General features: G+C 63.5%; 26 protein-coding genes. 13 read left to right on the top strand and 13 right to left on the bottom strand.

All coding sequences use genetic code 11. The features are described from left to right. Positions 1–139 precede the first annotated feature (139 nt). Genes AC1MBU_RS05615 through AC1MBU_RS05605 form a run of 3 tightly spaced genes read left to right on the top strand, consistent with a single transcriptional unit; the run spans position 140 to position 3,419 of the window. Positions 140–1,183 (top strand): NAD(P)-dependent alcohol dehydrogenase, encoded by a 1,044-nt coding sequence (locus AC1MBU_RS05615; RefSeq protein ID WP_277357023.1) that lies wholly within the window; start codon positions 140–142, stop codon positions 1,181–1,183. A gap of 41 nt (positions 1,184–1,224) precedes the next feature. After that, positions 1,225–1,839 (top strand): hypothetical protein, encoded by a 615-nt coding sequence (locus AC1MBU_RS05610; protein ID WP_277357024.1) that lies wholly within the window; start codon positions 1,225–1,227, stop codon positions 1,837–1,839. Then, positions 1,836–3,419 (top strand): GMC family oxidoreductase, encoded by a 1,584-nt coding sequence (locus AC1MBU_RS05605; protein ID WP_479789202.1) that lies wholly within the window; start codon positions 1,836–1,838, stop codon positions 3,417–3,419. The genes AC1MBU_RS05610 and AC1MBU_RS05605 overlap by 4 nt, the downstream gene beginning before the upstream one ends. 91 nt (positions 3,420–3,510) lie before the next feature. Here the strand turns inward: AC1MBU_RS05605 and AC1MBU_RS05600 are convergent, their stop codons facing one another. Beyond that, entirely contained in the window at positions 3,511–4,305 is a 795-nt protein-coding gene (locus AC1MBU_RS05600; RefSeq protein ID WP_090585617.1) for an IclR family transcriptional regulator, read from the bottom strand. Between the two features lie 112 nt (positions 4,306–4,417). Then, entirely contained in the window at positions 4,418–4,738 is a 321-nt protein-coding gene (locus AC1MBU_RS05595) for a putative quinol monooxygenase (RefSeq protein ID WP_277357027.1), read from the bottom strand. A 192-nt stretch (positions 4,739–4,930) separates the two neighbouring features. On the opposite strand from AC1MBU_RS05595, the gene AC1MBU_RS05590 reads away from it, so the two are divergent. Beyond that, positions 4,931–7,759: an FAD-binding and (Fe-S)-binding domain-containing protein gene (locus AC1MBU_RS05590; RefSeq protein WP_479789199.1), complete on the top strand. Its 2,829-nt coding sequence runs from the start codon at positions 4,931–4,933 to the stop codon at positions 7,757–7,759. A gap of 120 nt (positions 7,760–7,879) precedes the next feature. Here AC1MBU_RS05590 and AC1MBU_RS05585 read toward each other — a convergent pair whose 3' ends face one another. The 3 genes from AC1MBU_RS05585 to AC1MBU_RS05575 all read right to left on the bottom strand — a co-directional run bounded on the left by AC1MBU_RS05585 (position 7,880) and on the right by AC1MBU_RS05575 (position 10,802). Then, positions 7,880–8,554, bottom strand: a complete 675-nt coding sequence (locus AC1MBU_RS05585) for a haloacid dehalogenase type II (protein WP_277357029.1) — start codon at positions 8,552–8,554, stop codon at positions 7,880–7,882. Positions 8,555–8,697: 143 nt separating this feature from the next. Next, a complete protein-coding gene (locus tag AC1MBU_RS05580) occupies positions 8,698–10,119 on the bottom strand; it encodes a glycerophosphodiester phosphodiesterase family protein (RefSeq protein WP_479789196.1) in 1,422 nt (473 codons plus the stop codon). Continuing rightward, a complete protein-coding gene (locus tag AC1MBU_RS05575) occupies positions 10,068–10,802 on the bottom strand; it encodes a glutamine amidotransferase (RefSeq protein WP_479789193.1) in 735 nt (244 codons plus the stop codon). Before AC1MBU_RS05575 ends, AC1MBU_RS05580 begins: the two co-directional genes overlap by 52 nt. A 135-nt stretch (positions 10,803–10,937) precedes the next feature. Between AC1MBU_RS05575 and AC1MBU_RS05570 the strand changes: the two genes are divergently transcribed. The 3 genes from AC1MBU_RS05570 (at position 10,938) to AC1MBU_RS05560 (ending at position 13,694) form a co-directional block, all read left to right on the top strand. Next, positions 10,938–11,477: a hypothetical protein gene (locus AC1MBU_RS05570; protein ID WP_346028644.1), complete on the top strand. Its 540-nt coding sequence runs from the start codon at positions 10,938–10,940 to the stop codon at positions 11,475–11,477. 158 nt (positions 11,478–11,635) lie between these two features. Next, on the top strand, positions 11,636–12,475 hold the full coding sequence (locus AC1MBU_RS05565; RefSeq protein ID WP_479789191.1) for a glucose 1-dehydrogenase: 840 nt from the start codon (positions 11,636–11,638) through the stop codon (positions 12,473–12,475). A 154-nt stretch (positions 12,476–12,629) separates the two neighbouring features. After that, positions 12,630–13,694, top strand: a complete 1,065-nt coding sequence (locus AC1MBU_RS05560; RefSeq protein ID WP_479789189.1) for a spore photoproduct lyase family protein — start codon at positions 12,630–12,632, stop codon at positions 13,692–13,694. Between the two features lie 67 nt (positions 13,695–13,761). Here the strand turns inward: AC1MBU_RS05560 and AC1MBU_RS05555 are convergent, their stop codons facing one another. After that, positions 13,762–14,097, bottom strand: coding sequence for a hypothetical protein (locus AC1MBU_RS05555; protein ID WP_479789187.1), 336 nt, complete (start codon positions 14,095–14,097; stop codon positions 13,762–13,764). Positions 14,098–14,282: 185 nt separating this feature from the next. Between AC1MBU_RS05555 and AC1MBU_RS05550 the strand changes: the two genes are divergently transcribed. Together AC1MBU_RS05550 and AC1MBU_RS05545 are read left to right on the top strand one after the other, a co-directional pair. Next, a complete protein-coding gene (locus AC1MBU_RS05550) occupies positions 14,283–14,792 on the top strand; it encodes a MarR family winged helix-turn-helix transcriptional regulator (protein ID WP_277357036.1) in 510 nt (169 codons plus the stop codon). Positions 14,793–14,856: 64 nt separating this feature from the next. Beyond that, positions 14,857–15,372, top strand: a complete 516-nt coding sequence (locus tag AC1MBU_RS05545; RefSeq protein ID WP_277357037.1) for a MarR family winged helix-turn-helix transcriptional regulator — start codon at positions 14,857–14,859, stop codon at positions 15,370–15,372. 93 nt (positions 15,373–15,465) lie between these two features. Here the strand turns inward: AC1MBU_RS05545 and AC1MBU_RS05540 are convergent, their stop codons facing one another. Continuing rightward, positions 15,466–15,762, bottom strand: a complete 297-nt coding sequence (locus AC1MBU_RS05540; RefSeq protein ID WP_277357038.1) for a hypothetical protein — start codon at positions 15,760–15,762, stop codon at positions 15,466–15,468. A gap of 85 nt (positions 15,763–15,847) precedes the next feature. On the opposite strand from AC1MBU_RS05540, the gene AC1MBU_RS05535 reads away from it, so the two are divergent. Next, positions 15,848–17,182 carry a DUF2254 domain-containing protein gene (locus tag AC1MBU_RS05535; RefSeq protein WP_479789185.1) on the top strand — a complete coding sequence of 445 codons (1,335 nt, stop codon included), beginning with the start codon at positions 15,848–15,850 and terminating at the stop codon, positions 17,180–17,182. Positions 17,183–17,242: 60 nt separating this feature from the next. Here AC1MBU_RS05535 and AC1MBU_RS05530 read toward each other — a convergent pair whose 3' ends face one another. Further along, a complete protein-coding gene (locus AC1MBU_RS05530; protein WP_479789180.1) occupies positions 17,243–17,701 on the bottom strand; it encodes a DUF3817 domain-containing protein in 459 nt (152 codons plus the stop codon). A 37-nt stretch (positions 17,702–17,738) separates the two neighbouring features. Then, positions 17,739–18,665: an EamA family transporter gene (locus AC1MBU_RS05525; protein WP_479789177.1), complete on the bottom strand. Its 927-nt coding sequence runs from the start codon at positions 18,663–18,665 to the stop codon at positions 17,739–17,741. A gap of 46 nt (positions 18,666–18,711) precedes the next feature. Between AC1MBU_RS05525 and AC1MBU_RS05520 the strand changes: the two genes are divergently transcribed. Next, complete coding sequence (locus AC1MBU_RS05520; protein WP_471672942.1) at positions 18,712–19,200, top strand: MarR family winged helix-turn-helix transcriptional regulator; 489 nt, start codon at positions 18,712–18,714, stop codon at positions 19,198–19,200. Here the strand turns inward: AC1MBU_RS05520 and AC1MBU_RS05515 are convergent. Further along, positions 19,197–19,724, bottom strand: coding sequence for a DUF488 domain-containing protein (locus AC1MBU_RS05515; RefSeq protein WP_277357043.1), 528 nt, complete (start codon positions 19,722–19,724; stop codon positions 19,197–19,199). The genes AC1MBU_RS05520 and AC1MBU_RS05515 overlap by 4 nt on opposite strands. A gap of 38 nt (positions 19,725–19,762) precedes the next feature. Between AC1MBU_RS05515 and AC1MBU_RS05510 the strand changes: the two genes are divergently transcribed. Beyond that, entirely contained in the window at positions 19,763–23,011 is a 3,249-nt protein-coding gene (locus AC1MBU_RS05510) for a DEAD/DEAH box helicase (protein WP_277357044.1), read from the top strand. A gap of 10 nt (positions 23,012–23,021) precedes the next feature. On the opposite strand, the gene AC1MBU_RS05505 is transcribed toward AC1MBU_RS05510, so the two are convergent. Continuing rightward, the gene (locus tag AC1MBU_RS05505; RefSeq protein ID WP_479789173.1) at positions 23,022–25,670 is read right to left on the bottom strand and encodes an excinuclease ABC subunit UvrA; all 2,649 of its coding nucleotides are present in this window, start codon (positions 25,668–25,670) and stop codon (positions 23,022–23,024) included. Positions 25,671–25,773: 103 nt separating this feature from the next. Between AC1MBU_RS05505 and AC1MBU_RS05500 the strand changes: the two genes are divergently transcribed. After that, entirely contained in the window at positions 25,774–26,076 is a 303-nt protein-coding gene (locus AC1MBU_RS05500; protein WP_056550228.1) for a DUF4193 domain-containing protein, read from the top strand. Between the two features lie 10 nt (positions 26,077–26,086). On the opposite strand, the gene AC1MBU_RS05495 is transcribed toward AC1MBU_RS05500, so the two are convergent. After that, positions 26,087–26,344, bottom strand: coding sequence for a YegP family protein (locus AC1MBU_RS05495; protein ID WP_277357045.1), 258 nt, complete (start codon positions 26,342–26,344; stop codon positions 26,087–26,089). Positions 26,345–26,407: 63 nt separating this feature from the next. Further along, the gene (locus tag AC1MBU_RS05490; protein ID WP_479789169.1) at positions 26,408–26,701 is read right to left on the bottom strand and encodes a DUF503 domain-containing protein; all 294 of its coding nucleotides are present in this window, start codon (positions 26,699–26,701) and stop codon (positions 26,408–26,410) included. Between the last annotated feature and the right edge of the window lie 4 nt (positions 26,702–26,705).

Here is a 26,705-nt window from a genome sequence, read left to right as displayed (position 1 = left end):
TCCTGGGTCGAACTGTTGCCGAACAGAGACCGAATGCCTCGACCCTACCGGCTTTCTCACCACGCGATAACGACTCTATGCGGAGTGGGTGACCCGCCTCACACTCGAAGTCACACCACTTCGCTGTCGAGGGAGGACCATGAAAGCCGTCCGCGTGCACAGGTACCGGGAAGATCCGCACCTAGATGATGTTGACGAGCCCACCGTCATCGGCCCCTGGGATGTGATTGTCGAGGTGGGTGCGGCGGGGCTCTGCCGGACCGACCTCCATGTCATTGAAGGCCAGTGGGATCACATCCAGCATCCCTCACTCCCCTACATCCTCGGGCACGAAAACGCGGGCTGGGTGCGTGAAGTGGGAAGCGCCGTCAGCAACGTCAGCGCCGGAGACACCGTGATCATGCACCCGCTGGTGACCTGCGGACTCTGCATGGCCTGCCGCGAGGGCCAGGATTCCCACTGTGACAACGCCACCTTCCCCGGTCTCAACGTCGACGGCGGCATGGCCGAATACATGCGGACCAACGCCCGCTCAGTGGTGAAGCTCGATTCCTCCCTCCAGCCGGCCGACATCGCTGCCCTCGCCGACGCCGGCCTCACCGCGTACCACGCGGTCCGCAAGGCGGTTCCGCAACTGCCGCCCGGATCGCACGCGGTGGTCATCGGCAGCGGCGGCCTCGGCCACATCGGAGTCCAGTCCCTGAAGGCGCTGACGGCGGCAACCGTCACCGTAGTCGACCGCTCAGCCGAGGCACTTGAACTGGCACACTCACTCGGTGCAGACCATACCGTCAACGCTTCTTCCGACGGCAACGGCGACGCCGGCCGGTTGCTCGATATCACGGACGGCGGCGCACACGTGGTGTTCGACTTCGTGGGAGAGCACGGCACGGAGTCCCTCGGCGTCACGGCGCTGCGCAACCGCGGCAGCTACTACAGTATCGGCTACGGCGGCGCGGTGAATATCGACACGATCGAGATCATTTCGCGGGAAATCAACGTCGTCGGAAACCTGGTGGGGACCTACACCGATCTGGTCGAGCTGATGACGCTCACTGCCCAGGGCAAGGTAACGCTCCACACCCAGAAGTATGACCTCGAGGATGCGGTCCAGGCCATGCACGATCTTGACAGCGGCGCCCTGGTGGGCCGCGGCATCCTCGTCCCCCGTCTCAACAAGTAACTGCCACCAAGTACCGCATCTGAACCCGAAGGGTGATTCCCATGGCGTATCCCGCAAAGTATTCGGCGCTCAATGAGCTGCAGCTATCGGAGGAGGCACGGCGAACGCTCACGCGCATCATCCGCGTGGCCTTTCCGCATCCTGCGGTTCCTGACGGGCCGTACGAACGCATGACCGAGAAGATCGTGTCGGAGGCGCAGGCGTCCACGTGGTTCCGGGTGGCGCTGACTCAAGGCCTGCTCACTCTCGACTCACTCACCGAGGAGCATTTCCTGGACCTTCCTGACGACCGCGCGCTCGCCGTGCTCAAGCGCATCAGCGACCTCGACTTCTTCGGCTTCATCCGGCGCACCACCGTCCTGAATTTCTACGACGATCCGCAGGTCTGGGACGTCCTCGGTTACGAGGGCGAGTCCTTCTCCAAGGGCGGCTACATCAACCGCGGTTTCAACGACCTCGACTGGCTGCCCGAGCCTCGCATCGAGGAGAGCGACGAGGACCTGACCGAGGTCGGCCCGTTGCCCTACAACATTGCCCAGCAGGCACCCGACCGCGCGGAACCGGCGGGCCAGACCGGGGGCGTGCCCTCCGATGAGCAGTTCTCGGACCTCTTCAAGGGCTCCGACACCGTCAACGAAGGGAACACAGCATCATGACCACGGCCGAATCTGCCCGTTTCGACCAGGACGACGCCGACGTCGTCGTCATCATCGGTTCCGGCGCCGGCGGCGGCACCCTCGCCCACGAACTCACCGAAAAGGGCGTGAAGGTGGTCCTCCTGGAGGCGGGTGGCCATCTGACCAACGAGGATTACCACAACAACGAGTGGGAGGCCTTCAACCAGATGGCCTGGCTGGACCCGCGCACCACGTCCGGTTCATGGCGGATTGCGCGCGACTTCCCGAACCTGCCCGCGTGGCTCGTCAAGGCGGTCGGCGGAACGACGACGCACTGGTCCGGCGCCACCCCGCGGTTCAAGGCCCACGAGTTCAAGACCCGCACCGCCTACGGGCGGGTCGACGGCGCCAACCTGCTGGACTGGCCAATCACCCTCGATGACCTCGCACCGTATTACGACAGGGCAGAACAGAAGATCGGCAGTACACATCGTCATGGGCGTCCGGCGCTGCCCGCTAACAACAACTACAAGGTGCTCGCCGCCGGCGCCGAGCGCATCGGCTACCGCCACTATGCCACCGGACCGTACGGCACCAACGCTGAGCCGTTCGACGGCCGGCCGGCGTCGATCCAGGACGGCTTCAACTTCCAGGGCGACAAGAACAAGTCCAAGTGGTCCACCCTGGTGTCCGAGATCCCCAAGGCGCTGATCACCGGAAAACTCGACCTTCGGCCCAACAGCCACGCCGTTCAGATCACGCACACCGCGGAGGGGCTGGTGGACAGCGTGCTCTATGTCGACGCCGAGGGGAACCTGCAGCGGCAGCGCGCCCGGATCGTCGCGGTGGCTGGCAACGCGATCGAGACGCCGCGCCTGCTCATGCTTTCGGGTTCGCCGATGTTCCCGGACGGTCTCGCGAACTCTTCGGGACAGCTGGGCCGCAACTACATGCGCCACACCACCGGATCCGTCTATGCGAAGTTCGACAAGCCGGTACACATGTACCGGGGAGAGACCATGGCCGGGCTGGTCGCGGATGAGTCCCGGCACGACGTCGACCGGGGCTTCGCCGGCGGCTACTACCTGGAGACCATCGCCCTCGGTCCGGCGTTCCTCGCCAGCTTTGTGGATCCGGGAGCCTGGGGTCCCGGATTCGCGTCGCTCCTCGATGACTACGAGAACACAGCCGGGCTCTGGATCGTGGGTGAGGACATGCCACAAGAGACCAATCGGGTGACGCTGAACACCGCGGTCACCGACAGGCTGGGGCTGCCGGTGCCGAACGTGCACTTCGACGACCACGAGAACGACACCGCGATGCGCAACCACGGGTACCAGCAGGCATCACTGCTGTACGAGGCGGTGGGCGCCCTGTCTTCGCACCACACGCCGCCCTACCCTGCGACTCACAACATGGGCACCGCACGGATGAGCGCCCGGCCGGAAGACGGTGTGGTCAACGGGTTCGGCCAGACCCACGATGTGAAGAACCTGTTCGTCTCGGACGGCTCCCAGTTCACCACCGGAGCTGCTGCCAATCCGACGCTGACGATTGTGGCGCTGGCGATCCGCCAGGCTGACTACATGGCACAGCAGATGGCCTCCGCCGCCATCTGACGTCCGGCCCCCTGAACCCTGGCGGTACGCTCCCCCGACCCCGCACCTGGGGAGCGTGCCGCCAGTTCCGGCTGTCAGGGTTGGGAGCCCCTCATTGGAGATGCGGCAACACTGATGTTGCACGCAACGCCCGACTGACCCGATCCGCTGTGTCCCGCAGCAGAACCGCGAGCTTCGCCGAGCGGGCGTCGAACTCACCGGCGTCCATCGATACGGCGACGGAGCCCACAATCTGGCCCGCCGCATTGCGCACGGGCGCCGCGATGCATGACGCCCCCTCGATGAATTCCTCACGTTCGACGGCGATGCCGCCTTCACGGACGCGCTCAAGTTCGGAATCGAGGTCGTCAAGGGTGCCGATCGTCTGGGACGTCATCGCAGGCAGGCCCTGCCGGCGCAAAAGCGTGGCGCGCTCTGCCGGTTCCATGCCGGCCAGGAGAATCTTCCCGAAGGCCGTCGCGTGGGCAGCATCATTGAAGCCAAAACCCATTGGTGTAATGCGTGGCCGCCTGGGCGAGTCGACAACATGCGCGACGACGATGTGGTCTCCCCGGTGGACGGCGTAGTACGCGGCAGCGTCACCGCGCGCGTGAAGTTCGAGGATGAGCCGCGCGACCGCCGTTGGCGTACCGATCTGCCGCCGGAGAGAGGTGTCCAGGGCGTGCAGTTTATACCCGAGCGCGTATCGGCTTTCCTTCTTGAGATGAACGAGGTGCTCGGATCCGACCAGCAGCTTGAGGAGACGATAGACGGTCGGCAACGGCATATCCAGCTTCGCTGCGATCTCCTTGGCGGTCAGCCCGCGCCGATCCGAGGCAACAACGTCAAGCAGAGCAAACGCCTTCTGGACCGAAGCCATGCCTCCGAGTGCGTCATTGCGTCCCATAGGCCTATCTTGGCCGGTGTCACCGGCTTATGCCACATGCCCCGCAGTGACAGCCGGACGTGAACGCGAGCCCCGAGCTTTGCCCGGAGCTCACGTTCACGTAGCAAGGTTCCTAGTCGACGCTGAGTTCGCCCATGCGGTTCCAGCCGTTGGCCGAAATCTTCTCGCTGATGATTTGCGGCGTTTCGACCAGCGCCTGTGGCATATCCTTCATCGCCTGCTGGAAGTGGTCGCTGTTGACGTGGTCGCCCGCGGCGTCGTCCTCGAAGGCCTCGACCAGCACAAACTCATTCGGGTTGTCCACGCTCCGCGACCAGTCGAACCACAGGTTGCCCGGTTCGGCGCGGGTGGCTTCGGTAAAGCCTCGGGTGAGGTCAAGCCAACGGTCGCTCCAGTCGGGCTTCACCTTGAATTTGACGACGATGAAGATCATGCTGCTGCCTTTCGTTCGGGTGCGCTGCTCTCATGTGGGTCCTAGTCTGCTGCCGACCGTGGCAACGCGGAAGACCGCTTTTCACAGGGTGAGAATGTGTTGCATACTCCTCCGCTGACCGGACCTAGTCTGGGCACGTGTGCAGCACGCTTCTACCGCTGCCGTCGTCGTCCATTGCCCAGGGAGGTAACCATGCTGACCGATTTCCTCGCCGCGGTCGCCGATCCGTCCCGGATCAGCGATCGGGCTATCGACCGGCACGCCAAGGCGCACGACGCATCGCACTTCCTGCTCATTCCAGAGGCGGTGGCAACGCCGTCGGACGCCGTCGAGGTCGGCAGGCTGCTCCGCGCCAGCGCCGCCGCGGGGATGCCGCTGACTCTACGTTCCGGCGGGACGAGCCTCAGCGGACAAGCGGTAAGCGACGGCCTGCTGGTCGACGTGCGGCGTAATTTCCGGAACATCGAAGTGCTCGACGACGGCGCACGGGTACGCGTGCAGCCCGGCGTCACGGTGCGGATGCTCAACAGCCACCTGCTGCGTCACGGACGCAAATTCGGGCCGGACCCGGCGAGCGAATCCGCGTGCACCATCGGCGGCGTCATTGCCAACAATTCCTCCGGGATGCACTGCGGCATAGTGGACAACGCCTACCGGACGCTGGAGTCCCTGACGGTTGTCCTGAGCAGTGGGACCGTGATCGACACAGCCGCGCCGGATGCTGACAAGCGCCTTTACGCGGCGGAGCCTGAGCTTCACGAGGGGCTCCGCCGGCTGGCCGCGCGCGTCCGGTCCGACGCCGCATCAGCCTCGACAGTGCGGCGGCAGTTCGCCATGAAGAACACCATGGGCTACGGGCTGAACTCGCTACTCGATTTCCAGCGTCCTGTGGACATCCTGGCGCACCTGATGGTCGGCAGTGAAGGAACGCTCGGTTTCGTGGCGGATGCGGTGTTCCGCACCGTACCTATCAGGGCGCATACGGCGACGGCACTGCTGGTCTTCCCTGATCTGGCGACCGCCAATTCCGCGCTGCCGGCGCTCGTGGAATCAGGCGCTGCGACAGCGGAATTAATGGATGCGCTGTCCCTTCGGGTCGGCCAGTCAATTCCTGACACTCCCCCGGCGGTACGCGGCCTGTCCGTCGAGGATCACGCGGCACTGCTCGTGGAATACTCGGCTGATTCTCCTGAACGTCTCACCGATGCGGTTGCCAAGGGCGCGGATGGCCTGAAGCCCTTCAGACTGACGATGCCGGCCACCTTCAGCACCGACCCTGTTGCACGGGCGGAACTGTGGCATCTGCGCAAGGGGCTGTACGCGTCTGTCGCCGGTGCCCGCCCTCCCGGCACGACCGCACTGCTCGAGGACATCGTGGTTCCGGTGCCTTCCCTTGCCCGTACGTGCGGCACGCTGTCCGAGCTGTTTGACCGCTACGGGTACCGCAACAGCGTGATTTTTGGGCACGCCAAGGACGGCAACATCCATTTCATGCTGACCGACGGGTTTGCTTCCGCCCCTGAACTGGACCGTTACCACGCCTTCACCGAGGACATGGTTGACCTGGTGCTGGCCGAAGGCGGGTCCCTCAAGGCAGAACACGGCACCGGCCGCGTCATGGCCCCATACGTCCGTCGCCAGTACGGCGACGCACTGTACGGGGTCATGCAGGACATTAAGGCGCTGTTCGACCCTTCCGGAATGCTCAATCCCGGCGTCATCATCAATGACGACCCGCAGGCACATCTGCGCCATATCAAGACGGCGCCCGCCGTGGCCGAGGAGGTAGACCGGTGCGTCTCGTGCGGCTACTGCGAACCGGTATGCCCCAGCAAGGACATCACCCTCACGCCGCGGCAGCGCATCGTGACCCTGCGGGCCATCGAGCAAGCCCGCATCGACGGGGATACGGCGCTGGTCGAAGCGCTGGAGAAGGACTACGACTACGAGTCGGTCCAGACGTGCGCGGTCGACGGAATGTGCCAGACCGCATGTCCGGTGGACATCAATACGGGCACCCTGGTCAAACGGCTTCGCCGCGAAAGCGCGAATCCGGTAGCGGCCAAAATCTGGGAGACGGCGGCAGGACACTGGGGGCCGGCAAGCCGCGGTGCGGCGGCTGCGCTCACGGTGGCAGACAGGATTCCGACGCCGGTGATCCGCGCTCCGAACGTGGCCGCCCGTGCCGTACTTGGCACGGATAACGTGCCCCTCTACTCACCGGACCTGCCCGCCGGTGGGCACTCCCGGCGTCGTCCGCGTCCGGCAACTGCGCCGGACGCGGTGTATTTCCCGGCGTGTGTGGGAACAATGTTCGGACCGGCAGAGCCCGGCGATGACGGCGTGCAGGCCAGCTTCGAACAGCTCTGCCGGTTTGCCGGGATCACTCTCCTGGTTCCGGCCGCCATCGACGGGATGTGCTGTGGAACCCCGTGGTCGTCGAAGGGCATGGTTGCCGGTGCCCACGCCATGCGCCGGCACGTCCTTGAGGAATTGCGTGAAGCCACCAACGACGGCGAGCTGCCCGTGATCGTCGACGCCGCCTCCTGCACGGAGGGGCTTCTGGCCACGCTGGAGGCTGAGGCGACGGCGGGAGGGCAACGGCCCCTACGAATCATCGACGCTGTGAAATTTACCGTCGATCGCATCCTGCCGCTGCTCGGCCCCTACCCAAAACTGGATTCACTGGCGCTTCATCCGACGTGCTCGTCTACACGGCTCGGTTTGAACGAGTCCCTGCAGCAGGTGGCTTCCGCGGTGGCGGAATCGGTTCGGGTACCGGCGACGTGGGGTTGCTGTGCCTTCGCCGGGGACCGCGGAATGCTCCACCCCGAGCTCACTGCCTCGGCGACGAGCGCACAGGCCGCAGAGGTCCGCGCGTTTGGGGCACGTGCACATGCCTCCTGCAACCGCACCTGCGAACTCGGCATGACGAGGGCTACCGAACGGAGCTACCACCACATTCTCGAGTTGCTGGCCGGGCAGGCGGGGAGAGGGGTAGACGGGAGGATAAGACGGTGAGTTGCGTCAGCGGCGCACCTCTTGATCAATTGCGGATGCGCGGGAGTACGGTCTTCTCTCAGACGGTGCAGGCACTGCTTTCATTGCATGGCCTGCAATGAAAGCAACGTTTCGGAAGGACTATGTCGCCCGAATCGCCCCTGCGAGATCAAGGAGACTAACCACCTCCAGGTCCGGTGCGTCAAAGTACTCGGGATACGAGGTACCGGTCCGGTTGATCCAGGCGGTCCGGAGCCCTGCCCGATGAGCGCCATGAATATCCCAGGGATGCACGGCGACCAGCAGCATCTCCTGCGTCTGCCTGCCGAGTTCCATGGCTGCGTACTGGTAAGCGCTGTTCCCGGGCTTCCAGACGGGTGCGTCCGCGACGCTGAGGAGCCGCGCGAAGTGCCCGCGGATGCCGGCTCGCTCAAAAAGACCGTCCGCCACTGAAGTAGCACCGTTGCTCAAGGTGACCAGCTCCGCCTGGTGAGACAGGGCTTCAACGCCGGGCACGACGTCGTCGTGCACTGGCAGAGACGTCAGCGTAGTCATGATGTTTTCCACTGCGGCAGCGTGGTCTCCTCCGCCACGGGTGTCGGCGCACAGCCGCTCCAGGCTGTCTTTGGCGAGCTCGGCGAACCCGGGGTTGTCATTGGTGACGGTGAGCGCGAATCCGTCCCGAAGTATCCCGGCGAACCACACCCGGGCGGCCAGCGGCGGAAGCCCCTCTGCTTCGAATGCCTTCGCGAGGGGACTCAGGTCGGACAGGGTTTCGTTAACGTCGAAGACGATGGTCCGGGGCATTTCAGTCATGGTGGCAACGTTCGCAGACTTGCGCGAGCGGCGATACCCCGCCACCCGGCACGGGACCGGCCCACCCAGCTGAGCAACTGGATGGGCCGGAACCGCGTGTGCCCACCGGGTACATCAACCCGGTGGGCACACGCAGCAGAAAACTAGTTCGCGAAAACGTCCTGCAGGCGCGGGCCGATCCACAGGGCAACCGAGTCACCGCCGTTGTTCAGCACGGAAGCTCCGCCGCCGTTGTAGTAGGCCTCAGCTGAGTTGGTACCCGGACCCGTGTAGACACGCAGCTCGGCACCCGGAGCCAGGACGTAACCTTGACCGACGGTGAGGATGTTGTTCGCGGCATCGCGGATGATCGCGCCACTTACATCAACGCTCGCTGCCGACGTGTTGCGGAGCAGGACATACTCACCGTTCTCGGGCTGGACATCATCACCGGGCACGTTGTTGGCAGCATCCGCGATTTCAACGCCGGCTCCCGGGAACACAGGCTGACCCTGAAGGAAGCGCTGGTTCTGGATCGGGAAGTCAGTAGTCACCGCATCGACGCCAAGGTCGAGCGAATACTGCACAGCCTCAGGCGAGTTCACGGTGTACACACCGAGGATCAGACCGGCACCCTTGACCTCGGCAACGTTCTGTGGCGTCAGCGTGCGGTAGTTGGTGCCCACCGAATCGGCAAACGTTGCCCAGGAGTCGACGACAGCACGCGCAGGGACCACGCTGGTGAGCTGCTGCAACTCGATCTCCGGCGCAATCGCTGCGAAGCGGCGGTTTGAAGCCTCATCGAAACCGAGAACCTGGATCTTGTCCGCGGCTACCAGCTGAGTCCACTTGGGATCGTTGCGCAGTTCGTCGGCAACAACCTGCTCAACACCGGGCGAATTCACGGGAGCCTTGATCTCGATGTACACGCCCGTCTTCACGGTCGCGACCCTGGCGGCGTCGTCAAGGTGCGGGATGCGCTCACCCTCGTATTTTTCGTCGAAGTATGCCCCGGCATCGAGCTGCTGAAGTTCCGCCCAGGTGAAGGACGTGATGGGGTCGTTCTCGCGGCCCGGGAACACTTCTTCCACGTTCGTGGTGCGCGCAGGAGTGTTGTCGTGAAAGAGGAATGGCACGCCGTCGGCACTCAGCTGAACGTCGATCTCAAAGAAGTCAGCACCCGAAGCACGGCCGTCCTTGAACGCCGCGACAGTATTCTCCGGTGCCGTGCCGGCGGCTCCGCGGTGCCCGATAAGAAGGGGAGCGCCGCTCGTCTTCTGTGCCGGCAGAGCGTGCGCCTTCTGTGCCGGCGCAGCGTGTGCGACGGCGGCGGGCGCGGTCGCGAGCATCAGACCGGCGGCTGTGGTCGCAATAATCCTGGTCAGGCGATAAGCCATAAGGTTCAGTTCCTTTCGGATGAGTGTGTGGGTGGTCCCCCTCATCCGATGCAACAGGCCGCCGAAGTCCACCCGGTCAACGCGGAATGAACGGCGGGTGAAAGCAAACATTCCACCCGCGTTGAGTTGGCAGTGGGTCAGCAGCGAGCGTAACGGCGCACGAAGTTGTTGAGGATCTTCGGCGGCCATGTGACAGACGCAGCCTCCGCACGCTCGATCACGGTCTCTGCCTGATCGGGCGGAAAGTAGCCCGCATGACGGTAGATCCGAATGCGTTCAACGAGTGCATCCACGTCGAGCTCGGGATGAAATTGCGTGGCGTAGAGGTTCTGCTGGACCCGGAACATCTGAACCGGACAGGACGACGACGACGCCAGCAGCACCGCGCCCGCCGGAAGCGTTGCGCACGCCTCCTTGTGCCCAACAAATGCATCGAAGCGAAGCGGAAGCCCGGCCAACAGCGGGTCCGCTGCGCCGTCGTCGTTCACTGTGATTTCGGTGGGACCAATGGGCTCAGCAAAGGTGCGGTCAATGACGGCGCCCTGGTGCCGCCCGAGCGTTCCCACGCCGTAGCAGGCACCAAGGAACGGAAAATCGTTTTCGACCACGCGATCGAGCAGCTCACCAAGCTCCCGTTCCACCCGGTGCTGCGTCGGAGACTTGGTGTCCTCCGCATCAGACGAGTTGAAGGGACTTCCACCCAGGAAGATTCCCGAATAGTCCTCGAGGCGGAGGGCAGGCAGCGGCTCCTGCTCCACCCGGATGCGGTGAAGGTTCGACGGCGCCAGTCCAGTGAAACGGAGAAAGCTCCGGTATTCGCCTTCGGCAGCAGCATCCTCGGCACGGGTGGCCAATAGCAGGAACGGTAGCACCCGTCGATCCTACTGCCGGGCGAAATTTTCCACCCGATCACTCGCAAAATGCTAAGCATGCTGATAAACATTAAGGGAGCCGTTTTCCAAATATCCCCATCGGATTACGGCACACCCAAGTCTAAGGAGAGCATCATGGCAGGAAACACGCTTGTACGGTCCCTACACGATCTCAGTGCTGCGGCTTGGTTCGGCGGATCGCTCATGGGCGCCGTTGGCCTGAACGGCGCAGCGGCCGAAGCCAAGGACCCGACGGAACGCACCCGTCTTTCCACCGTTGGCTGGGCACGCTGGACTCCGGTGCAGATCGCAGCGTTCGGCGCACACGCGGTTGGCGGCATCGGCCTCATCGCAGCGAACAAGGGAAGGCTTGCCGGTCAATCCGGCGCTGTTGCCAATACCGTGGTGAAGTCAGCGATCACGGTGGTCGGCATGGCAGCATCCCTCTACTCGGGCATGCTCGGCAAGAAGGTGGGCGAACTGAGCCAGCACGGAGCTGCCGGCGCAACTGAGCCCAAGCCCGGAGCACCGGAGGAGCTGAAGAAAGCCCAGTCGCAGCTGAAAACACTCCAGTGGATCCTGCCCGCCCTCAGCGGCGCAGTGATTGTGCTTGGCGCCAACCAGGGTGAGCAGCAGCGTCCCAAGAACCTACTTGACGGCATCTTCAACCGCTGAGTACCCAGAAGCCCGGCCCGTCGTTTCCCCCAAACGGCGGGCCTCTTCGGTTAACCCCGAGGAAATTTTGTGCAGCTACGGCGGGTTCCGGCGCTGGAAAGCCACCGGAGCTGCGCAAAAGTTCCCATCGATAGACAACGAACAGTGGAGGAAAAATCATGGGCCAGCCAGCACAGCAGCAGGATGTACCGGGCGTTCAGTCGGCGATGGAACCCATCCCTGACTGCGGTGAGGAAAGCTATCGCGGCAGCGGCAAACTGACCGGCAAGGCAGCGGTCATCACCGGCGGTGACAGCGGGATCGGCCGCGCCGTGGCCATCGCCTTTGCACGTGAAGGCGCCGACGTCCTGATCTCCTACCTGAACGAGGACGAGGACGCCAGGGAAACAGCACGTTACATCGAGGAAGCGGGCCGGAAAGCAGTCCTCGTTCCGGGCGAACTGTCGGATTCACAGCATTGCCGCGACATCATCGACAGGGCAGTGCAGGAGTTTGGCAAGGTGGACATCCTCGTCAGCAACGCCGCCTACCAGATGAGCCACCAGACCCTCGACGAGATCACTGAAGAGGAGTGGGAATACACCTTCAAGGTGAACGTGTCAGCGATGTTCCACCTCGTCAAGGCCGCCCTGCCGCACATGGCTCCGGGTTCTTCGATCATCGGCAGCTCATCGGTGAACTCGGACATGCCGAGCCCCGCGTTGGCCCCCTACGCCGCAACCAAAGCAGCCATCGCCAATTTCTCAGCGAGCCTCGCGCAAATGCTCGGCGAAAAGGGAATCCGCGTCAACAGTGTCGCGCCCGGCCCCATCTGGACGCCGCTCATTCCCTCGACCATGCCCGAAGAAAAGGTCAAGCAGTTCGGCGACGACACTCCTCTGCGACGCGCCGGCCAGCCCGCCGAACTCGCTCCTGCCTATGTTCTCCTCGCGTCCGACGACGGTAGCTACATGTCAGGCGCCCGGATCGCCGTCACCGGCGGCCGGCCCATCCTGTAGCGCGGCCCTTACGGTGGATCACCACTTCAAGTGAGCAGGACACACCCTCAATGACTCTCCGAAAGGGGTGTGTCCTGACAACTCAACGCGAGGAGGATGGACGCCGTGGGCTTAACCGCCTGCGGCGTCCCGCGCGAGACGGAAGGATGGACGCATGGAATTCAACCGGCTGCTGCAGATCAAGCGCATCTATGCGCAGCCTGCCGCCCTGGAGTTGCCCCGCGGCAAGGAGATTGTGGAGCGGTGGCCGGAAGCCGACGTCGTGCTGGTGGACAACCACTGGAACATCCCGGAAGTCCACGGTGATGAAACAAACGTCCCGCGCTGGTCACGGATCAAGACCGAGGCGCTGGTCCTCGGCGTCAAGAAGGCGCTCACCGTCAAGCCGAACGGCAGGTCAGCAGACTTCATCGCCCCCTCATCCGCCAACGGTTGCGCCATGGCGTGCGCCTACTGCTACGTTCCCCGCCACAAGGGGTACAGCAACCCGGTGACGGTGTTCGCCAACATCGACCAGATCGCCGGCGCGCTTGAACGGCACGCCACGCGTCAGGGGATGAAGCTCGAACCTAACCAGTGTGATCCCGAGCTGTGGGTCTATGACATCGGGGAAAACAGCGACTGCTCCGTAGACGCCCTGATCAGCGACAACGTCCAGGACCTGGTCGAGCTCTTCCGTGACCTGCCCACCGCCAAGCTCTCGTTCGCCACCAAGTACGTCAATCCGGCAATGCTGAGTTGGGACCACGGCGGCCGCACCCGGATCCGCTTTTCCCTCATGCCCGCGGACCTCGCCAAGTCGATCGACGTTCGCACCTCACCCGTGCCAGAGCGGATGGCCGCGATCAACGATTTCGTTGACGCCGGGTACGAAGTCCACGTGAACTTCTCCCCCGTGATCATCACGGATACCTGGCTCCGCGACTGGGGGGACCTCCTCCGCCAGCTCGATGCGACGCTCACCCCTGCAGCAAAGGCTCAGCTCGCAGCCGAAGTCATCTTCCTCACCCACAACGAGCGCCTGCACGAGGTCAACCTCGGATGGCACCCGCAGGCCGAGAACGTGCTGTGGCGGCCAGACCTGCAGGAGTCGAAGGTCTCTTCCAACGGCTTTACCAACGTCCGTTACCGATCCGGCGCCAAGGGGCGCTACGTGCGGCAGCTGACCGAGCTCATCGAGGAGATAGCACCGTACTGCCGGGTTCGCTACGCGTTCTGATGATTCCTGGAGGGGAGCATGCCTGAACGGACAGAGGCACCACCCGTGGGCCAGCGCCGCTCCGACTTCAGGCTTCGCTCTCACGAAGTTCCATACAGGGCGCCCAGAGCAGGGAGGTGATGTCTTCGTGCGTCATTCCCGCAGCCACGGCAATTGCGTCTACCGGACATCCTTCGGACGCGGCCCGCTCGATCGCCTCGGCAAGACCGGCTCGAGCACGATCCAGCTTCCACTCGAGCGACTCGACCGCCCCGGCGGCGGCAATGACCCGTTCTGTACCTGAGGCGCTGTCGTCGAACGCCACGTCGATTTCGGACATCCACAGCTGGTCGCCCAAATCCAAGGCGTTACCAGCAGAACCCGAGACAAACTCCCCGGGGGACTCGTGAGCGATGGTGATCATCGGCGGCTCTCTATCAATAGGTGGAATAGTAACTAGCCTGGCTAGTTATATATGACCTTAGCTTGACTGTCCATCACCAGAAACAGACCAAAAGCTGAGTCGCTCTTGAGGCGGTCTCGAAACCTTTCCCGACCTTGAGATTCGCTAGGTGGCCTAGCATATAGCTGAGCGATAAAATGATTGACATGGAGACCGCAATGAACCCCGACGGCGCAGGCTATTGGTACGCCGACCAGGACACCCCTGGCAGCGTTGACGTGCTCAACGCGCTCCGCGCGTACCGTGCCGCAGAAGCCGAGATGCGCCGTCGAACCCGTGATTCCATGAAGATGAATGAAACAGACCTTCTGGCTATCAGGTATGCCATGCGAGCCCACAAGGCCGGGCATTGCATCAGTCCCAAGGACCTCTCACGCATGCTGAAGATTTCGACGGCGTCCACCACCGGACTCGTTGACCGTCTCGTTGCGAGCGGACACCTGATCCGACGGCCACATCCTACCGACCGGCGTTCCGTCGAGATCATCCCGACCGGCAGTGCTGACACAGAAGTACGTGAAACCCTTGGCGGGATGCACAAGCGGATGCTTGAAGTTGCTGAATCACTGACCACCGAGGAGGCACTGCATGTCACGCGCTTTCTTGAACGCATGACCTGGGCTGTGGAACAAGAGGACCCGCCCCATCACCCCTGACACCAACAGAAGCACAACCAACCACAAGGATTCGTTGCACGGCGACCGGAAGAGACAACACATCATGGATATCGCGCAGTGGCCAACAAACCGACTTCTCAACACGGCTGCCCGGCTCAGCGCCAATCAGGAAAATGAGCGACTCCGTCAACTGGGAACCACCCACGCGGGACTCCTGACACTGCGCGTTCTCGGCAGAACCAGCGCCATCACGCAGGTGGAACTGGCGCGGGAACTTCGCGTTCAGGCACAGACCACCGGCAAACTTCTCGAAAGGCTTGAAACACGGGGCCTGATCCAACGCACCAGAAGCGACGACGATCGCCGTGTCTTCATCGTCAGCCTCAGCGCAGAGGGCAAGGCCGTGCTACAGCGGGCCCAGGCAATGGAGGACGAGGAAGCTCAGTCGTCGATGGGCTCAGACGCCGTCCTGCGGGCGGAACTGATTGCCCACATCCGGGATCTGGGGGGTTTCCCCCGCCTCGTAGGGCAAGGCCAGAACGAACACGCGGACTCCCGTGACCTGCCGCAGGACAAGTTCGCCGAGGAGCTCGCCGGACACGATCTGACCGCAGGCTAGGCGGCTGCCCCGCAGGCCAGGCGCAGGCTGAACGACTGCTCCGCAGGTCGAGCGCACGCTCACGAGGGTACGCGGCAGCTACGAGGCCAGGCGTCAGCTCGCGAGGAGTGTTTCGCAGCGCTCGGTCGTAGAGTGCAGGGTGCGCGCCTCGAACAATCGGGCGTCCAGCTCCTCAAGATCGCGCACCGCGGCAGAAATCAACCGCTGAACATGGTCAGGATCCCGGGAGGTCTCGCCCGCCCGCTGAACGTCCAGCAGCGTCCTCGCGAGCTGGACCCGCACCCGTTCCAGATCCCGGATCCGGCGGGCCGATTCCCTCAGTTCCTCGGCAATGCCGGGCCGATCATGGTCTCGCGCGGAGGATAGGGAACTCGTTGAAGATTGAAGCACCAGAGAATAATAAGCAGGCTTTCTTTTCTCACGCAAGTTCTCGCTCGGATATCAGCGACCCGTGCGGCATTGCTACTGTTCTCGAATGGAACGCAGCAGGTCAGTCTGGCGCAGTGCATCGAACCTGACCCCGCGCATGGTTCGCGACTACATCCGAACCCAGCTGTGGCCGGTCCCGCTCACCGCGGTCATCGCCTCAGTGGTGCTCGCTCAGTATGTCACCTGGCTTGACCACCAGCTCGACGACGACATGCCGCCCGCACTGTCAGCGCTTCTCTTCGGCGGCGGCGCGGCGGCCGCGCGATCGCTCATGGAAGCGATAGCGGCATCAACCATCACCGTGACATCCCTGACCTTCTCGCTGACGGTCGTCACACTGCAACTTGCCAGCAGCCAGTATTCGCCGCGCCTGCTGCGCACCTTCACCAGCGACAGGTTTGTCCACAACACTCTCGCGCTTTTCCTGGCGACCTTCGCTTATTCCCTGACTGTGCTGCGGACAATCCGGGATAACGACGAGGAATCCACCGGCTTCGTTCCGGAGATTGCCGTCACGCTGTCCTTCCTGCTGTCGCTGACCACCGTCATTGGACTGGTTCTGTTCCTTGGTCACCTCTCGCGCCAACTGCGGGTGGAACGAATGCTGGCGGACGTCCACAATGATTTATCGGCGACGATGGGCAGCGTCACGGGCGGATCTGCGACACCGCACATTGAGCTGGAGGCCCCTGCTGGAGCGCTGGATCTACCCGCCGGGTCATCGGGCTTCCTCGTGCAGGTCAATGAGGAGTCGCTGCTCAAGGTGGCCAGTCAGTTCGACGTGGTCATCGTCCTCCAGCGTCCGCCGGGAGACTTCCTTGTCGAGGGTGTGCCCTACGGATATGCAACACAACGGGAGGGCGGCGACTGGACCGAAGACCAAGCGCAACAGCTCAGGCAGGCGGTCGAGAACTGCGCCACCATCGGATTTGAACGCAACTCGGTTCAGGACATCGGCTTTCCGGTGCAGCAGATCCTCGACGTCGCGGTCCGGGCCATCTCCCCCAGCGTCAATGACCCTACGACGTGCGTGCACGCTTTGGGGCATCTCTCGGCAGGCCTGTCCTCGCTGGCCAGGGAAGACTCGGGACACCGGATGATGACTGACAGCGAGGGCCACGTGAGGGTCACCATCCGCAGGCGAACTTTGTCCATGCTGCTTGAACTGGTCGTGTCGCAGATCTGCACCTACGGCATGGATGACCCACGCGTAGCGCGCCGCCTGGTTGACCTGATCGATGAGACAGAACTCAACGCCTCAGGCCGGCATAGTGAGATTTTCGGCCAACAGCGACAGCGGATCGCGCGTGCCCTGTCCGGCAGCGGGCTCGACCCGGTGGATCAGCAGGAACTCCTCCAAAGATGCGCTACCGGCGCGTGACGAGGTAAGACTCGGTCAGCCCCGAAGGATGCACGGCCGGTCACCCCAAAAAGGACCTAGTCACCCCACAGGTACGGGCGGACCGACGATCAGCAGGGCCGCAAAGACCACGCTGACACCGATGATTCCCACCAGTGCGGCCGTGAGCGGATTGCGCAGCACCCACGCCTGAAGGTTCTCAACTGCACCGGACGGCTGGTCCTTTCCGGCCGCAAGGCGCCATCCGCCGTCGAGCTTTCCCCCGCGCTCAAGCTGCCAGTCAAAAAGAACCGTGGCAAACGGGATGACGCCGGCCAAAAGGCCCAGCGTCCCGGTGCCCGTGCTCCACCGCTGGTTGACCCAGACAAAGGTTGTGCTCACCAGGTACGTGAGGAAGATGAAACCGTGCAGTGCCCCGCCCACCGAAACCAGGATCTCAGTGGTTTCAGTAACGTACTTCAGATACATGCCCGCCAGAAGCAGTGCCCACGTGATCGCCTCCGCGACGGCAACGCTACGGAAGAGGGTACGAGGGCTCATGGATGTCTCCTGGTCAAACGGGTGCGGTCATTCAAATCTAGCGCAGCGGCGTCGGGATGCAGATTTCAGGCGACTGGTCAGCGGCAGGCAGCGCAACCGCCGGCTGCCTACCGGAGCGCCTGCGCACATTGACCGCCAGGATGGAACCCAGAACCAGCAACCCGCCAACTCCCTGCAGAAGGGACAGTTGCTCGCCCAAAACCAGCCACCCCAAAAGCGCTGCGACCACCGGGCTGAGCAGTCCGAGGAAGGAAGGAGCAGTAACCGGCAGCCGCTGAATACCGCGGAACCACAGCACGTAGGCCACAGCTGTTCCAAGGATCGAGAGGTACAGGTACCCGCCCAGGTTGGTCATCGTAAGCGCGGGCGGCTGCCCCTCGACGATGAGCATCAGCGGGACCAGCAGGAGCCCGCCGGCCACTAATTGCCACGCGGTCATGGTGAGCGGCTTCTCTGCCTTGCCCCACTTCTTGGCAAGCACGACGCCGGCAGCCATGGACACCGCCCCGCCCAGTGCGGCGAGCACACCCACCGTATCGAGGCGCGCTTGCGATGACAGAACCAGAAGCGCGACGCCGGCAGCACCGGTAATCCCCGCCAGCACCACTTTGAGCGACAGCCGATCCTTGAGGACCCACGTTGCCAGTCCCGCCACAATGAGCGGCTGAACAGCGCCTACGGTCGCCGCCACTCCCCCGGGCAGCCGGTACGCCGCCACGAAGAGCAACGCAAAGAAGACCCCGATGTTGAGGCCGCCAAGCACCAGCGCCTTCCACCACCATGAGCCGTGTGGCAACCGCCGCACCACCAGGAGAAGCAGGAGACCGGCAGGGAGTGCGCGAAGCACCGCGGCAGTCAGCGGAAGCCCCGGCGGCAGCAAGGCCTCGGTCACCAGATAGGTGCTGCCCCAGACCATCGGCGCAAGGGCGGTTATCAACAGGGTCCAACTCATTTTGCTAAGCACTTAGCAATAGTAGCTAAGTGCTTAGCAAACTGTCTAGAGTGGATCCATGACTGACCACGTGGACGGAATTGTGCAGCAGTGGCATCGCGAGCGGCCCGAGCTCGATGTCTCCCCCATGCACGTACTGGGCCGGCTCTCCCGGGTGGCGCAACAGGCGGAACGCCGGCTTGAGGGAAACTTCTCGCGGCACGGGCTGGATGCCGGGTCTTTTGACGTGCTCGCCACCCTGCGGAGGAACGGACCCCCCTACACACTTAGCCCGAAAGACCTCGCTGCGAGCGCCATGATCACCTCAAGCGCCGTCGCACAGCGCCTGAACCGGCTGGAAGACCGCGGACTGATTACCCGCGCCAAAAGCAGCGTTGACGGGCGCGGAACCGAAGTAACGCTGACGCAACAGGGGAAGGACCTGGTCGATGCAACCCTCCCTACCCACTTGGCCGCTGAGGAGGAACTGCTCGCGGGCCTCTCCGCCAGCGAGCGCCACGCACTTGCAGACCTGCTGAGGAAGTTCGGTGCCGGGCTGGTCGACTAGTCCTGCACATCCCAGTACACGGCACTGTCAGAAACTCGGGCGCCTGCGGACGGTTCATGCAGCGTCAACCGGCCATCAGGCATGAGGTGATGCACTTCGAAGCCATGCAGCATCACCAGCACGTCCGCAACAATGCGCCGATGGCAACGCCACCAGACACTCTCGCTGCACATGATCGCGGTGGAGGCCTGTGCAGCGACCGCCCGCAGCTCCGCCAGCGCAGCCGCGAATTCGTCCGTGCGGGTGTAGGCGGCATAGGCGCGGAACTGCGCCACCCGCCACCACGTGTCAGTTTCCGGCTCCCCCGCAGCATTGCGCCGGCGCCCGCCCAGATCCTCGAACCACCGGTAATCGATTCCTTCGGATGGCAACCACTCCTCGAGCGCTTCCTTCCGCGTGTCGAGGTTCCGGCGGCTGCCGGGAAAGCGACGCACATCCGCCAAAGTCTGCACCTGGGCCCCTTGAAGCAGTGCGCCGAACTGATCCCGGTCCGCTGTTCCGTGCCCCACCGTAAGTAGCCGCATGACACCAGTCTGTCAGGGCCACATGAGAGCATAAATTCATGCCCGAAACCCCGTATCCCATGATTGATGTCGCTGACATCATCCGCATGGTAGGCGGCGCCGCGTTCCAGCGTGGGCAGGGGTATGCCAAGGATTCCCTGGTGCAGGGGCTGACTTTCGAACCGGACTCCAGGACGGTCCACGCGCGCGTCATGGGAAGCTCGCCTGCGCCATACCGCACGCAACTGTATCTGGCGCAGAAGGGTGACGGCCGCTTCCACCTCCGGGACAGCGTGTGCTCCTGCCCGGTGGGGTTGGACTGCAAGCATGTTGCCGCCGTCGCGCTTCGTTCCAACATGGAGAATCTTCGCGCCAATCAGGAGCTGACGGCGCCGTCGTCGCCCGCCCGCCCCGCCGGGTGGCAGGAATCCCTGTCCGGCCTCCTTTCAAGCCACCAGCACGACGACGGAGCCCTCGCCACCGTCCAGCCCACCGTTCTGGGCCTGCAGTTTGAACTGCGCCCCACCACGGTGTCCAAGTGGGAGAAGCGCCATGCCTACCGCGGTTTCAAGCTCGGCGTCCGCCCAGTGATCCGGAACGCCAAGGGCAACTGGGTGAAGAACAATCTCGCGTGGGGAAACATCAGCTACCAGACGTACGGGCTGAAGCTGGATCCCGATCAGCACCGCTGGTTCGCCCAGTTTCCGGCGCTGCACCGCGGGACCGGCGTCACCTACTTCGGGAACAATGACTCCTGGCTGTACCTGGATGACTTCAGCAACCCGCTCCTGTGGCAGCTGCTGCAGGAGGCTCAACGGTTGGGGATCGCCTTCGTCGGTTCGAAGAAGAGCGTCACGGTCCACCTGGCTTCCGAGGCGGTCCTGCTCCTCGATGCCACCACCACGGACAACGCCATCCAGCTCTGCCCGGCCATCAATATCGACGGCGAGAACCACCCGCCGGACTCGGCACACGTCATTGCCGATCACGGCGTCTACACGGCCTCCGAGAACGGCACCATCACTCTGGCGCCCACCACGCGCAAGCTGACCGATCACAACCGGGAACTCCTCGAGCGCACCAAGCCGGTGCGCATCCCGGAGAGCGAGAAGCAGGAGTTCCTGTCAGGCTTTTACCCGCGGCTCATCCAGTCCATCGATGTGGTGAGCAGCGACGGCTCGGTCATCTTCCCGGAAATCCTTCCCCCCGTGCTGGTTCTCACTGCTGCCTTCGGTGAGGATGAGCTGCAGCTCTCCTGGGACTGGGCCTACCAGAGCGGTGATACTGAGACCCGCAAACCCCTCAAAAGCAAGGACGACGACGGCGGGTACCGAGACGCCGCAACCGAAACCGCCACGCTCGCAGCGGCTCGGGACGCCCTCGGCGGTCGCATGGTGAAGGACCGCGTATTCACCGGCATGGAGGTGGTGGACTTCACGGAGACCGCCCTGCCGCGGCTGGAGCGGCTGGACGCAGTGCGCGTGGACATTCTCGGCAGCAAACCGAAGTTTGAGGAGCTCACCGACACACCGCAGCTTCTCATCACCACCGTGGATACCGAGGACCGCGACTGGTTTGACCTGGGCGTATTGGTCACCGTACAGGGCCGGAAGATCCCGTTCGACCACATCTTCACCGCCCTCGCCAAGGGCAGCAACCGGATCAAGCTGGTAGACAACAGCTACCTGTCCCTGAACCAGCCCATCTTCGACCAGCTTCGCGAACTCATCGATGAGGCACGGATGCTCAACGAGTGGGAGACCGGGCTGCGGATCAGCCGCTATCAGGCGGGTCTGTGGGCTGAATTCGAGGACCTTGCTGAGGAAACGGAACAGGCACAGTCATGGCGTGCAGCCGTCAATGGCCTACTCGAGTTGACCGAGGTTGAGCAGACACCACTACCGGAGGGGCTTCACGCAACCTTGCGCCCCTATCAGGTGGACGGCTTCAACTGGCTCGCGTTCCTGTGGTCGCACGGCCTGGGCGGTGTGTTGGCAGATGACATGGGTCTCGGCAAGACCCTCCAGACGCTGGCGTTGCTGGTCCACGCGAAGGATCAGGGCGAGAAACGGCCCTTCCTCGTGGTGGCGCCCACCTCGGTGGTGCCGAACTGGATTGCTGAGGCGCAGCGCTTCGCGCCCGGTCTTGCTGTGCGGGGTATCGGTGACACGCAGGCCAAGAGCGGAACGCCGGTGTCCGAGCAGGTGGAGGGCGCCGACGTCGTTATCACGTCCTATGCACTCTTCCGGCTGGACAATGACGCGTACGGGAAGCAGGAGTGGGCAGGTCTCATCCTGGATGAGGCGCAGTTCGTGAAGAATCATGCGGCGAAGGTGCACCGGTGCGCCAAGGAACTTCGCGCACCCTTCAAGCTGGCCATCACCGGCACTCCCATGGAGAACAACCTGATGGAGCTGTGGGCGATGTTCAACATCACCGCCCCGGGGTTGTTCCCGTCCTCGCGTGCTTTCACGGAGGAGTACCGGACCCCCATCGAGAAGCAGGGCAGCACGGAGCGGCTGCAGCGGCTGCGGCGCCGGATCCGGCCGCTGATGATGCGGCGAACCAAGGAAGCCGTCGCGTCAGACCTCCCGCCCAAACAGGAGCAGGTGCTCGCGGTGGAACTGCACCCGCGGCACCGCAAGATCTACCAGACGCACCTCCAGCGGGAACGGCAGAAGCTGCTCGGCCTGATCGAGGACCTGGACCGGAACCGGATGATCGTGTTCCGCTCGCTCACCCTCCTTCGGATGCTCAGCCTCGATGCGTCGCTGGTTGAGCCGGAGTATGAGGGCGTGCCGTCAGCAAAGCTGGACGTCCTGTTCGAGCAGTTGGAGGACGTTCTCGCAGAGGGACACCGTGCCCTAGTATTCAGCCAGTTCACGTCCTACCTCAAGCTGGCGGCAGCGCGCCTGGAAGCCCAGGGCGTCGAGTTCGCCTATCTGGACGGCTCCACCCGGAAGCGCGGAGACGTCATCGACTCCTTCAAGAACGGCACCGCACCGGTGTTCCTGATCAGCCTCAAGGCAGGCGGCTTCGGGCTGAACCTGACCGAAGCTGACTACTGCTTCCTGCTGGATCCATGGTGGAACCCGGCCAGCGAAGCGCAGGCGGTGGACCGGACGCACCGCATCGGCCAGACGAAGAACGTCATGGTCTACCGGATGGTCTCAACGGACACCATCGAGGAGAAGGTCATGAAGCTGAAGGAGCAGAAGGCCAAGCTGTTCAGCTCAGTCATGGATGATGACGCCGTCTTCAGTTCAGCGCTGACGGCGGATGACATCAGGGAACTGTTGGCCGGGTAAGCGCTGGAGGTCAGGAGTGCAGGGTAGCAGCGAGATACGAGGCGGTCCGGCTGTCCTGTGATGCCGACACCGCAGCGGGAGTGCCGACGGCAGTGATCTTTCCGCCGCCGTCGCCACCGGCGGGTCCAAGATCGATGACCCAGTCAGCGGAGGCGACAACATCCATGGTGTGCTCGACCAAAATCACTGTGTTGCCGGCGTCGACCAGCCCGTGCAGTTGCGTCATCAGCAGACGGACATCTGCGGGATGCAATCCGGTGGTGGGCTCATCCAGCAGGTACAGCGTGTGACCGCGCTGGGCACGCTGCATTTCCGTGGCCAGCTTGATGCGCTGGGCCTCTCCGCCGGACAGCTCGGTGGCGGGTTGACCCAGCCTAAGGTAGCCCAATCCCACTTCCAGCAAGGTTCGAAGGCTCCGGGCCGCTGAGGGTACGTCGGCCAGGAATTCAGCGGCAGCGGTAACCGTCATTCCCAGCACCTCGGCGACGTTCCGGCCGCGGTAGGTGACCTCAAGAGTTTCGGGATTGAACCGGGAACCATCGCACTCTGGGCACGGCCCGTAACTGCCGGGCAGGAACAACAGCTCCACGGCCACGAACCCTTCGCCCTGGCAGACCTCGCACCGGCCGCCTGCCACATTGAAGGAGAAGCGTCCGGCGCCGTAGCCACGGGATCGGGCCTCGTCGGTGGCGGCGAATTCCTTCCGCACGGCGTCAAAGAGCCCGGTGTAGGTTGCGAGGTTGGAGCGCGGAGTCCGGCCGATCGGCTTCTGATCAACCGTCACGAGCCGGTCGAGGTGGTTCCGTCCGGACGGCGAGTCGACTGTCAGCGACCCTGTGCGGGCGGCAGCAGGGCCATTTTCGCCCGTGTCCGACGATTCCGTTGTCCCACCGTGCGGATCTGCACCGTGCGGAATTTCACCGTGTGGAATTTCACCGTGTGGACGCAGCCGTTCCTTGACGAGCTCGGCGAGGACCTGACTGACCAGGCTCGATTTGCCGGAGCCGGAAACACCGGTGACCGCAGTAAGTACTCCGAGTGGGAAGTCCACGTCGAGGTTGCGCAGGTTGTGCCGGGTGATGTTCCTCAGCCCGAGCCAACCTGTTGCCTCCCTGCTTGCACCTTGGCCAGCGGTTGCGCCGTCGTGATCGTGACCGGCTGAAGCGACGTCGCCCGTCCCGTCAGGGTGCCCACGGAAGAGGAACGGCCTGGTTACAGACGCTGCAACGTCTCGAAGCCCGTCGACCGGTCCGCTGTAGAGCACCTCACCGCCGCCCTCGCCGGCGTTCGGTCCGACATCCACAACCCAGTCAGCACGGCGCACCACGTCCATGTTGTGCTCCACGACGAAGACTGAGTTGCCGGAAACCCTGAGCTGGTCCAGCACGGCCAGCAGGGGTTCGGCGTCCGCTGGGTGCAGCCCGGCCGACGGCTCGTCGAGCACGTAGATCACACCGAACAGTCCGGACCGGAGTTGGGTGGCGATCCGGAGTCTCTGCATCTCCCCCGGTGAAAGCGTGGGAGTGGATCGACCGAGCGCAAGATAACCCAGGCCCAAATCCAGAAGGACGGTGATCCGTTGTAGCAGATCCTGGGTGAGTGCGACGGCCACCTCGTTGGTTTCGCCTGAGGACCGCCTGCGCGAGGCCGTTCCCGCCGAGGTCAGCTCGGTGGTGGGACGGATGATGTCGGCCAGTTCACTCAACGGAACCGCGTTGAGCTCGGCGATGGTCTTCCCGGCGAACGTCACGGCGAGGGCATCGGGCCTGAGGCCGCTGCCTCCGCAACGCGGGCACGGCCCGGTGTGCATGAACTGCAGCACTCGGTTGCGCATGGTGGCGCTCTGCGAATCGGCCAGAGTGTGCAGGACGTAGCTGCGGGCGCTCCAGAACTTTCCCTTGTACGGCTTTGCTACGCGGTCCCGCTCCGGGGTCACTTCGACCACGGGCTGCTCTTCCGTGAAAAGGATCCAGTCGCGGTCCTTTTTCGGCAGCTTCTGCCAGGAAGTTTCGACGTCGTAGCCGAGGTGGGTGAGGATGTCACGCAGATTCTTGCCCTGCCAGGCGCCCGGCCAGGCAGCGATGGCTCCGTCACGGATGCTGAGCGAGGGATCCGGCACCAGCGAATCCTCGCTGACGGTGTGCGCTATGCCGAGGCCATGACATTCCGGGCAGGCTCCGGCAGCGGTGTTCGGAGAAAACGCATCCGAATCAAGTTGCTCCGCGCCGGCAGGGTAACTGCCTGCCCGTGAGAAAAGCATGCGTACAGAGTTGGACAGGGTCGTTACTGTGCCAGCGGAGGACCGGCTGCTCTGGGCGCCCCGGCGCTGTTGAAGTGCAACCGCGGGAGGCAGCCCGGTGATCTGTTCCACTTTGGGGTTGTGGCCCTGCTGAATGAGCCGGCGGGCATACGGCGCCACGGACTCGAAATAACGTCTCTGGGCTTCGGCGTATATAGTACCGAAGGCCAGGGAAGACTTGCCTGAGCCGGACACCCCGGTGAAAGCAACGATCGCATCGCGGGGAACGTCCACGTTCACGGCGCGCAGATTGTTTTCGCGGGCGCCGCGCACCCGGACAAAGCCATCCGTGGGACGGGTAGGGTCCGGCGTCAGTAGCATCTGGTCGGGAAGTTTGGAGGCGTGCTGTTCACTTTGCATTGATTCGACACTATCGCTGGATCGTGGGAACAAAGGCACGCACATATGTGTTGCAAGATTGCTGTAGTAACAACCGCTAACGCCAGAGAGAAGAACATCCAAAGTGGCAACCGATTACGACGAAGTCCGTTCCGACGTCAAGGAATCTCAGGACCGGTCGCTGGAGGCACTGCAAGCCGCCAACGCCCCCGATGCGAAGAGAGTCGTAACTGAGCTGGACGAGTCCGATTCCCTTGATGAAGGACATACGCCCGGCGGGGAAATCGTCTCCGAAGAGCTGATCGTTCAGGTGGTCCCTCAGGGTGAGGACGAGTTCACGTGCTACTCCTGTTTCCTGGTCCGGCACCGGTCTCAGAAAGCACGGGAAAGCAACGGGCACACCTACTGCGTCGAGTGTGAAGGCTAGGAGCGAACCTTCAGGCCGAAAGGCGCGGCTTCGCTACGGCATGGGTGGATTGCTCCCTGGCAGCGTGACCGTGGGCAGACTGCTCCCTGCGGGTGTGGTCCATCACGGGACCGGTACCGGCGATTTCACGGATGACGTCGATGCCCTCGATGGCAGCCTGTTTGGTGGGGAAGTACGCGGAGACAGCAACCAGGGTGCCGTCACCGGCCATGAGTTTGAGCCGGTACCCATGATCATGGGCGTCAACCAGCTTGAAATATCCAGACACGCTCTTACCTCCTCGTAAGTACGCCTCAACGTTCCCATGATAGTAAGTTCGCTGACGATCCCGTTAGTCATCGCTGGTCACAATTCGGCGTCGAGCACTCAAGAGTTCAAGTTCCGGCCGCGCAGCGACAAACCGCTCAACCTCATCCAGCACCTCGACAACGTGCCTACGATCCCCCGAAACCAGACCCACGCCAACGGTTGCGCGGCGGTGGAGATCCTGCGTACCGACTTCGGCAGCTGACAGCTCGAAACGTCGCCGCACCTCCGCCACCAGCGGCCGAACCAGCGAACGCTTCGCCTTCAGTGAGTGCACGTTGCCCAGCAGGAGGTCGAACTCGATGAACCCCACCCACATATTC

The organism is Arthrobacter sp. PTI12, from assembly GCF_056679915.1.
This window is presented reverse-complemented; position numbering and strand designations above follow the sequence as displayed.